This is a genomic window from Microcoleus sp. B3-D7, assembly GCF_036705305.1.
In the GTDB taxonomy this organism is placed as follows: domain Bacteria; phylum Cyanobacteriota; class Cyanobacteriia; order Cyanobacteriales; family Microcoleaceae; genus Microcoleus.
The window spans coordinates 122844-130872 of sequence record NZ_JAUBUE010000003.1; the positions used below are offsets into that span (position 1 = coordinate 122844).

The window sequence follows — 8029 nt, forward strand, 5'->3', positions numbered from 1 at the left end:
AGAGATAAAGTTACGAGATTATTAATAAACTTAGGGGTTAACACCTCAATTTCAAATTCCCATCCCCCCAACCTCCACCATCCCAGGCCATCCACCCCAAATCCTATGATGCGACTGTCCGATTCTGATTTGAGAATATCTGTGTTAGCTGTGACCCACCACAAGATGGAAGAACGAGAAAATTTTCCAGATTTTGACTCTTATCCCGTCTCCGCCGATCGACAATGGAGCAACGTCCCAGACCCAGAAATGGATAAATACCCCACAACTCCCAAAACAGAGTCAACCAACGGCAATAGCCCACAACCCGAAGCAATCCCCCTGGTTCCCACACCAGAGCCAGCAGCAGAAGTCTCGGAAGCAGTAGCCGAAACTCCCGAAAAAGAAACGGGATTTCTGCCAGTGCTTAAAAACCCAAATTTTCTAGCATTGTGGAGTGGGCAAGTTTTTTCCCAACTAGCAGATAAAGTTTATCTCGTACTGACGATCGCCCTCGTGGCCAGCCGCTTTCAAGCGCCAGATCAAACCATCAGCAGGTGGGTATCGGCAATCATGATCGCCTTTACCATTCCCGCAGTGCTGTTCGGGGCTGCCGCAGGCGTGTATGTCGATCGGTGGTCGAAAAAAGCAGTGCTCGTAGCCACAAACCTCCTGCGGGGAGGCTTTGTTTTAACATTGCCCGTGCTGCTGTGGCTCTCTGACGGGTGGGAACTCGGTCAACTGCCGCTCGGATTCTGCTTGCTGCTGCTAGTGACATTCCTCGTTTCGACTCTAACTCAATTTTTCGCCCCAGCAGAACAGTCAGTGATTCCCCTAATTGTGGAACGCCGCCACCTGCTATCAGCAAACTCGCTCTACACCACAACCATGATGGGTTCGGTGATTATTGGCTTTGCAGTCGGAGAACCCTTACTAGCTTTAGCCGACACCCTATTTTCCAACCTCGGCGGCGGACTCGGCATCGGCAAAGAATTAGTAGTAGGCGGAAGTTACGCCTTCGCCGGAGTGCTGTTGCTGTCGATGAAAACAGGCGAAAAAAACGAAGTCGAACACGAACCGCCGCACCCCTTAGCAGATTTGCGAGATGGCCTGCGTTACATCAACGATCAACCGAAAGTCCGCAATGCTTTAATTCAACTAATTATTCTATTTTCCATTTTTGCAGCCTTAGCAGTTCTAGCAGTTCGGCTGGCAGAAATCCTCCCCGGTATGAAAGCATCACAATTTGGCTTTTTGCTGGCGGCGGTGGGGGTTGGCATGGCTGCTGGGGCAGCGACAGTCGGCTATCTAGGCCATAAATTTTCTCACTCCCAACTGAGTTTAATCGGATCGATCGGCATGGCACTTGCTTTGATGGGCCTTTCTGCATTTACACACCATTTGTGGCTCTCGGTGCTGTTCATTACTCTGTTGGGTTTATTTGCCTCATTGGTGGGAGTGCCGATGCAGACTACAATTCAAGCAGAAACTCCAGAAGAAATGCGGGGAAAAGTCTTCGGGCTGCAAAACAATGCCACTAATATCGCTTTGAGTTTACCGTTGGCTTTGGCCGGGGTAGCAGAAACTTTTCTGGGTTTGCCGACAGTATTTTTGGCTTTAGCAGGATTAGCGATCGCTGGGGGTGTCTTAACCTGGTATATTTCCCGTAGCACTAATAGCAAAGTCGATCGAATCTAAATAAATAACAAACTCTGATTTACTGGAATGCACATCGCTTGGCTAGGAAAAAAATCACCTTTTTGCGGTAACGTCACTTACTCCAGGGAAGTCACCAACGCACTATTAGACCGGGGATACCAGGTTAGTTTCCTGCACTTCGCCCAAGAAGCGGGCCCACTGGACAGGAACAATACGGCGTGGAACATGGCAAATGGTTCATGGGGAAAGGGAATTGCTCAAACCTCATATACCAATTCGCTTTCGTCCGCTAGTTGCAACGAAGTCTCTTTACCGTGTCACTACAAATCGCAAATTTATACGATTCCCACTCTCAAGTCCCGCACAGTGCTGATGAAATCTCTGCGGCGGCTGAAACCCGATGTGGTTCACGCTTCCCTGACGCTTTCACCTCTAGACTTTCTGCTGCCGGAAATTTGTCAAGAATTGAATTTGCCTCTAGTGGCGACTTTTCACCCGCCGTTCGATCGCAAATTGCGAAATTTGACATCGGGAACGCAACACCTGATGTATCAACTGTACGCTCCGTTTTTGGCGAACTACGACTCGACGATCGTTTTTTCTCAGATTCAGCGGGATATATTGGTGAAGTTAGGAGTGCCACAGGAACGGGTGGCTGTAATTCCCAACGGCGTGGATGCTGTTAAATATTCTCCAGGGCCTTCGGGGTTGAAGTCGGAATTAAAGGCCGATCGAATTTTTGTTTACCAAGGCCGCATTGCCCAGGAGAAAAATGTAGAAGCCCTGCTCAAGGCCTGGAAACACTGTAATTTTGGCCCTAGAAACGTATTGGCGATCGTAGGCGACGGGCCCCTAGCCGCCTCGCTGCAACTGTTTTACGGCGAAGAGGATGGCATTGTGTGGCTCGGATTTGTCGCCGAGGAGGAACGCCGGATCGAAATTCTGCGGGGTGCAGACGTATTTATTTTGCCTTCTTTGGTGGAGGGACTGTCGCTGTCGCTGCTAGAAGCGATGGCCTGCGGTTTAGCTTGTTTGGCAACCGATGCCGGTGCTGACGGCGAGGCCTTGGAGGAAGGCGCGGGGATAGTTTTGAACACTCAGCGGGTACGGAGTCAGTTGCAAACCTTGCTGCCGCTGTTTTGCGACCATCCTGAGTTGGGAATGCTGCTTGGTCAAAAAGCACGCCAACGAGCGATGGAGCGATACACTCTCAGTCAGAATATTACTGAGTTGGAAAAGCTGTATGCAGAGGTTTTGCAAAAGCAGCGCGTACTAATTCGCGGTTTAGCATAATTCAGCAGGAAGAAGGAACTCCGAACCCGTTGAAATTAATCCGTGTATCCGTGTCAAAATCCGTGTCGTGCTTTCCTTCTTCCTTTGCAAATGACTTACAAAAATCCCGCTCCTACAGTTGATATTATCATCGAATTAGCCGATCGCCCCCATCGGCCGATCATACTCATCGAACGCCGCAATATTCCCTACGGCTGGGCACTTCCCGGCGGTTTTGTCGATTACGGAGAATCGGTAGAAACGGCGGCAAAACGCGAAGCTTTAGAAGAAACGAGTTTGAATGTAGAATTAATTGAGCAATTTTACGTTTATTCCGACCCAAATCGCGACGCCCGCGAACACACTATCAGTATTGTATTTTTGGCTTCTGCAACGGGCGAACCTCAAGCTGCCGACGATGCTAAAAATTTACAGATTTTTGAATCTTGGCAGATTCCCCACCAATTATGTTTCGATCACGATCGCATTTTACGAGATTATTGGCGTTACCGTCATTATGGATTGCGGCCGCGTTTGTAGGGTGAGGATTTGTTAACCGCAGATGCACGCGGATTAACGCAGATTGATTGCTATGATTTATCTGTGATTTATCTGTGTTAATCTGCGGTTAAATTCATTAAACTAAATTGTATGCCAAGCTTGACAATATTAGGCGGAGGTGCTTGGGGTTCGGCACTGGCAAATCTGGGAGGCAAAAAAGGCGATCGAGTTAATTTGTGGTCGCGCAGCAGTTCTGTTAATCTAGAATCAGTTATAACAGGTGCGGATGTTGTTGTTTCGGCAGTTTCGATGAAAGGAGTTGGAGCAACGGTCGATCGACTTTTGGCTTTAGAGTTAAGTCCCAGTACAATTATAGTTACTGTCACCAAAGGTTTAGACCCGGCGAGTACGCGCACTCCGTCTCAAATTTGGCAAAATGCTTTTCCTAACAATTCAATTGTGGTACTTTCCGGCCCCAATCTTTCTGAGGAAATTCAGCAGGGATTGCCGGCTGCAACGGTAGCGGCGAGTTCGGATTTAGCCGCGGCCAAGCAAGTGCAAAATATTTACAGTTCTGATATTTTTCGGGTTTATGTGAATGAAGACCCGCTGGGGACTGAGTTAGGTGGAACTTTGAAAAATGTATTTGCGATCGCTGCTGGAGTTTGCGACGGTTTACAATTAGGAACTAATGCTAAATCTGCTTTGTTGACTCGCGCTTTGCCGGAAATGATTCGCGTGGGAGTTCGTTTGGGAGCTCGCGCCGAAACTTTTTACGGTTTGTCTGGTTTGGGAGATTTGCTCGCTACTTGCAACAGTCCTTTATCGCGTAATTATCGGGTTGGTTTCGGATTAGCTGAAGGCAAATCTTTGGAGCAAATTTTGCAGGAATTGCAGAGCACTGCTGAGGGTGTTAATACTACTAATGTGTTGATTGATTTGGCAAATCAACGCGGCATTGAAGTGCCTGTTTCTCGTCAAGTATATCGCTTATTAAATGGTGAAATTACTGCCGAGCAAGCCGTTTTATCGCTGATGGAACGAGCTTTGAAACCAGAGATTTTATAACCTGTACCAGTAGATAGGTAAGGACTTAAGCAAAACCTAAGCCCCTACCCGTAGCTGAAGTTTGAAGAAGTGGTGTCACCAGTTGCTAGTTATGAATTAAGAGTTGTAAGCGACATTGGTTGAGCGGTCAGATTGATGTTTTGCTCGCTCGGTAGATAAAGAGTTTAAGGAATTGAAGATGAGTTGTGAATCCAAAACTCTTTAACTCATAGCTGCTACTTAACTCATAACTCATAATTTGCAGAGCTAGTTGAACCAGCTTTACATCTTGCCTTGCTGCATTACCTGTTGAAGGTGCTGCCGAATTTCCTGCGCGTGCTCCATGTCAGCTTGCTGCAATTTTTGAAACAGCTCAGCACAAGGCTGAGAACCCATTTCTTGAGCATCTTTCATGTAAGCGTCGTAGGCTTTCAAAGCTTCAGACTTGTTTTGCAAAACTGTTAACAAATCGTACTCGAGGTTGCTGATGACTGTACTACCGTTAGTGCTCATAAACTTACCCTCTGCTAGGATTTGTGCCAATTTTCACCGATCCGGGGATGACTGTTCATCTATCTAGAAGGGTAGATAATTTTTACTTTCCACCGTAATAAAACGCAACTTCTTTATCTTTCAGCGGTGCGAAGTCAGCAGCAACGAGCATTTTATCGAGCTCGTTTTGAGGCAGATGTTTGACACCGATTCGGACAATGCGCGATCGCATTGTATTTGACACGCCACTGCGCTGTCTGCCGGCTTCTAATCCCATTACTTGCTGGTAGAGGTCTAATTTTGCTTGCGGAATCGGAGTACCGTCAAAGTCGATTCCCGAGGCGATCGCAACATCGATCGCATCTGCACCAGTTGTAGATTGAGCCGCTGAGTTTGTTTCTGAAGACATTGTGCTATTAAACCGAAGTTTGTTGTGGAAGCATTTTATCAGATCACTCTTTAATTTGGTCAAATTTGTCAATATTTGGGGTTTGCATGAATATTTGACGTTTGCAAGAATATTTGGCGTTTGCGCGGAAGTCCCCCAGGGCTTTTAAACCCCGTCTCACAAAGCAAGTCCACTTCAGTGGACTAAATATAAAAATAAAAAATCCTTTCCAGTCGTTTTTAGAGGGCTTTTGCTATTAGACACAGGTTTAAACGCCGGGGGACTTTCGGACTGACGAACTAACAAAGTGGCAGACTTAATTATAGTGAAAAAACCGCTCTACTTCGCTCAAATCCACATTTCCCCCACTAACAATCACGCCAATCCTCGCATCTTCAGCCTTCACAACACCTGACAACAAAGCCGCCGCCGCTAACACTCCTGTCGGTTCAACAACTATCTTGATGCGTTCCCACATAAAAAACATTGTACTGCGAATTGCCTCTTCGGAAACTGTTGCCATATCATCAACATAATGCAGCACCAAAGGAAAGGTTAATTTCCCCAAAGATGGCGTGCGCGCACCGTCAGCAATCGTATCCGGGTTAGTAACAGTTTGTAGCGTTTTCGTGCGGAACGATCGCGCAGCATCGTCTGCTTGCTCGGGTTCTACTCCTATTACTTTACACTGCGGAGACAAAGTTTTTGCTGCGATCGCGCATCCCGACAGCAAACCCCCGCCACCGCAACAAACTAACAGCAAATCCAACTCCCCAACTTCTGCGATTAATTCCAGCGCCGCCGTACCTTGTCCCGCAATCACCCGCGCGTCATCATAAGGAGGAATAATTGTCAAGTGTCGCTCCTCGGCAATTTTGGCGGTGAGCTCTTCCCGCGCAACTTGAGTGCGATCGTACAAAATAATTTCCGCACCATAGCCGCGAGTCGCCTCTTGCTTGACTTTGGGCGCATCAGCAGGCATGACAACAGTAGCAGGAATTTCTAGCAACCGCGCCGCCAGGGCGATCGCCTGCGCGTGATTTCCCGAAGAAAAAGTCAGCACACCCCGCTGTTTTTCGGCTTCAGATAGCTGCATTAAAGCATTGCAAGCACCCCGAAATTTAAACGAACCCGTCCGCTGAAAGTTTTCGCATTTGAAAAATACCTGAGAATTTGTGCGTTTGTTGAAAGTTTCCGAAGTCAGCACCGGCGTCTTGAAAGCTTTGCCCTGCAAACGCTTTGCCGCCGCCTCCACATCGGCGAAAGAGACTGACAAGGGATTTTGGGTACTCAATGGGGCACTCATAGATTTTAGATGGGGCGATCGAGGACTTTATTTGTAGGAGGGGCATGGCCCGCTTCACTCCTACGATTAAATTATAAATTTTTATTATATTTTGGAGGATAAGAATTATTAGGTGTCGCACTTAATGGTTAAAAAAGCTGTTGACTAAAATCAAAGTTATGACAATTTACTATCAAAAAGTAAAGTGGCGTTTTTACTTGCATAGGAGAGGGATTAATGAATACAAATTTAACCACATCCCTATTAATTGTATGCAAATGGCACGGCGCTGTATCCAGATTTCGGGTAACGGGTAAAATAAACCGGATTGGATGGTGAAATTGCCCTCGCGAGTGCGATCGACTCCAACCATCGACAACAACGCAAAAGAGGACACGGCAATGCCATTTCCCTACCCAAAAAATAGCGACTAAATTGTTTAACAATTACAAAAAAAAAGGACACAGTATTACTATGTCCTTACCTCTGTATTGTAGGGACACAGCAATGCTGTGTCCCTAACCGTACCGATATCCCGATTAGAATTCTTGCCGTTTAGAACAAGAACAATTCAGAATTACCGGAAACTCCCAAATTGACATCGACAGTGGCAAACAAACTGTTACCACCAACCGTAGAACCGTTGCTATCGTAATACAGTTTAGTAGACAAACCGTCGTAGATAGCCATGATGGACGGCCCGGTTAAACTTGCTTCAAACACAGTTACATCAGACACTGTGCTGCTGTAAGCGTAGAAACTCGAACCCAAAGGCCCAGATCCGGTTGTAAAGGCTGCAAACCCAGTGCTGTCGAGGTTAATTAGATCGTCAGCAGTGCTGTAATTGGTAATTACATCCCCGCCGTCAGCAGTAGTTCCGCTGAACACAAACACATCCAAACCAGCACCGCCGTTGAGAACATTGGTTCCCACACCACCGATTAAAGTGTCATTCCCGATGCCGCCGTTGAGAGTATCGCTACCCGCGGCGCCGAAGATGCTGTCGTTACCTGCACCGCCGTCGAAAATATCAGCACTCGATCCGCCGTTCAAGATGTCAGCAAACTCAGTGCCGGTGACGTTATTAGCTGTCGCACTTCCTGTAAATAAGACAGGAGTGGTGAAGTTGTAACCGCCAACACCTGAACCGAAATTGTTAACTCCGTTTGTCGGGAAAGTACCGGGATTAGTGATTAAATCCACAACGCTGCCTGAGTTGGTAGTACCAGCAGGAGAAGAGGCGATAGTACCTGTAAATACAAAGTCCGCCGTTCCCAGATTGCTAGCAGCAGTACCCAGATTTGCAATCAAGGTAGAACCGCCGGCAGTCGTACCGTTGGCGTCAAAATACAACACCGTTTCGTTCGACGCATTCGTAAAGGCGAAGAAACCAGCAGTTGTAGAAT

At 47.2% G+C, this 8029-nt stretch carries 8 protein-coding genes; 4 read left to right on the forward strand and 4 right to left on the reverse strand.

From position 1 onward, the window contains the following. The first annotated feature begins 105 nt into the window (after nucleotides 1-105). From QUB25_RS03670 to QUB25_RS03685, 4 genes are all read left to right on the forward strand, one after another. Nucleotides 106-1677 (forward strand): MFS transporter, encoded by a 1572-nt coding sequence (locus QUB25_RS03670; RefSeq protein ID WP_333182043.1) that lies wholly within the window; start codon nucleotides 106-108, stop codon nucleotides 1675-1677. Between the two features lie 27 nt (nucleotides 1678-1704). Beyond that, nucleotides 1705-2931 carry a glycosyltransferase family 4 protein gene (locus QUB25_RS03675; RefSeq protein WP_333182044.1) on the forward strand — a complete coding sequence of 409 codons (1227 nt, stop codon included), beginning with the start codon at nucleotides 1705-1707 and terminating at the stop codon, nucleotides 2929-2931. Nucleotides 2932-3021: 90 nt separating this feature from the next. Continuing rightward, a complete protein-coding gene (locus QUB25_RS03680) occupies nucleotides 3022-3450 on the forward strand; it encodes an NUDIX hydrolase (protein WP_333182045.1) in 429 nt (142 codons plus the stop codon). A 111-nt stretch (nucleotides 3451-3561) separates the two neighbouring features. Continuing rightward, nucleotides 3562-4479, forward strand: a complete 918-nt coding sequence (locus QUB25_RS03685) for an NAD(P)H-dependent glycerol-3-phosphate dehydrogenase (protein ID WP_333182046.1) — start codon at nucleotides 3562-3564, stop codon at nucleotides 4477-4479. Between the two features lie 261 nt (nucleotides 4480-4740). Here QUB25_RS03685 and QUB25_RS03690 read toward each other — a convergent pair whose 3' ends face one another. The 4 genes from QUB25_RS03690 to QUB25_RS03705 all read right to left on the reverse strand — a co-directional run. Further along, the gene (locus QUB25_RS03690) at nucleotides 4741-4971 is read right to left on the reverse strand and encodes a hypothetical protein (RefSeq protein ID WP_333167662.1); all 231 of its coding nucleotides are present in this window, start codon (nucleotides 4969-4971) and stop codon (nucleotides 4741-4743) included. An 82-nt stretch (nucleotides 4972-5053) separates the two neighbouring features. Beyond that, entirely contained in the window at nucleotides 5054-5359 is a 306-nt protein-coding gene (locus QUB25_RS03695; RefSeq protein ID WP_190744918.1) for a small RNA NsiR4-regulated ssr1528 family protein, read from the reverse strand. A 295-nt stretch (nucleotides 5360-5654) separates the two neighbouring features. Further along, nucleotides 5655-6644, reverse strand: a complete 990-nt coding sequence (locus QUB25_RS03700) for a threo-3-hydroxy-L-aspartate ammonia-lyase (RefSeq protein ID WP_333182047.1) — start codon at nucleotides 6642-6644, stop codon at nucleotides 5655-5657. A gap of 534 nt (nucleotides 6645-7178) precedes the next feature. Next, the coding region (locus tag QUB25_RS03705) for a calcium-binding protein (RefSeq protein WP_333182048.1) at nucleotides 7179-8029 on the reverse strand (851 nt) is incomplete at its 5' end.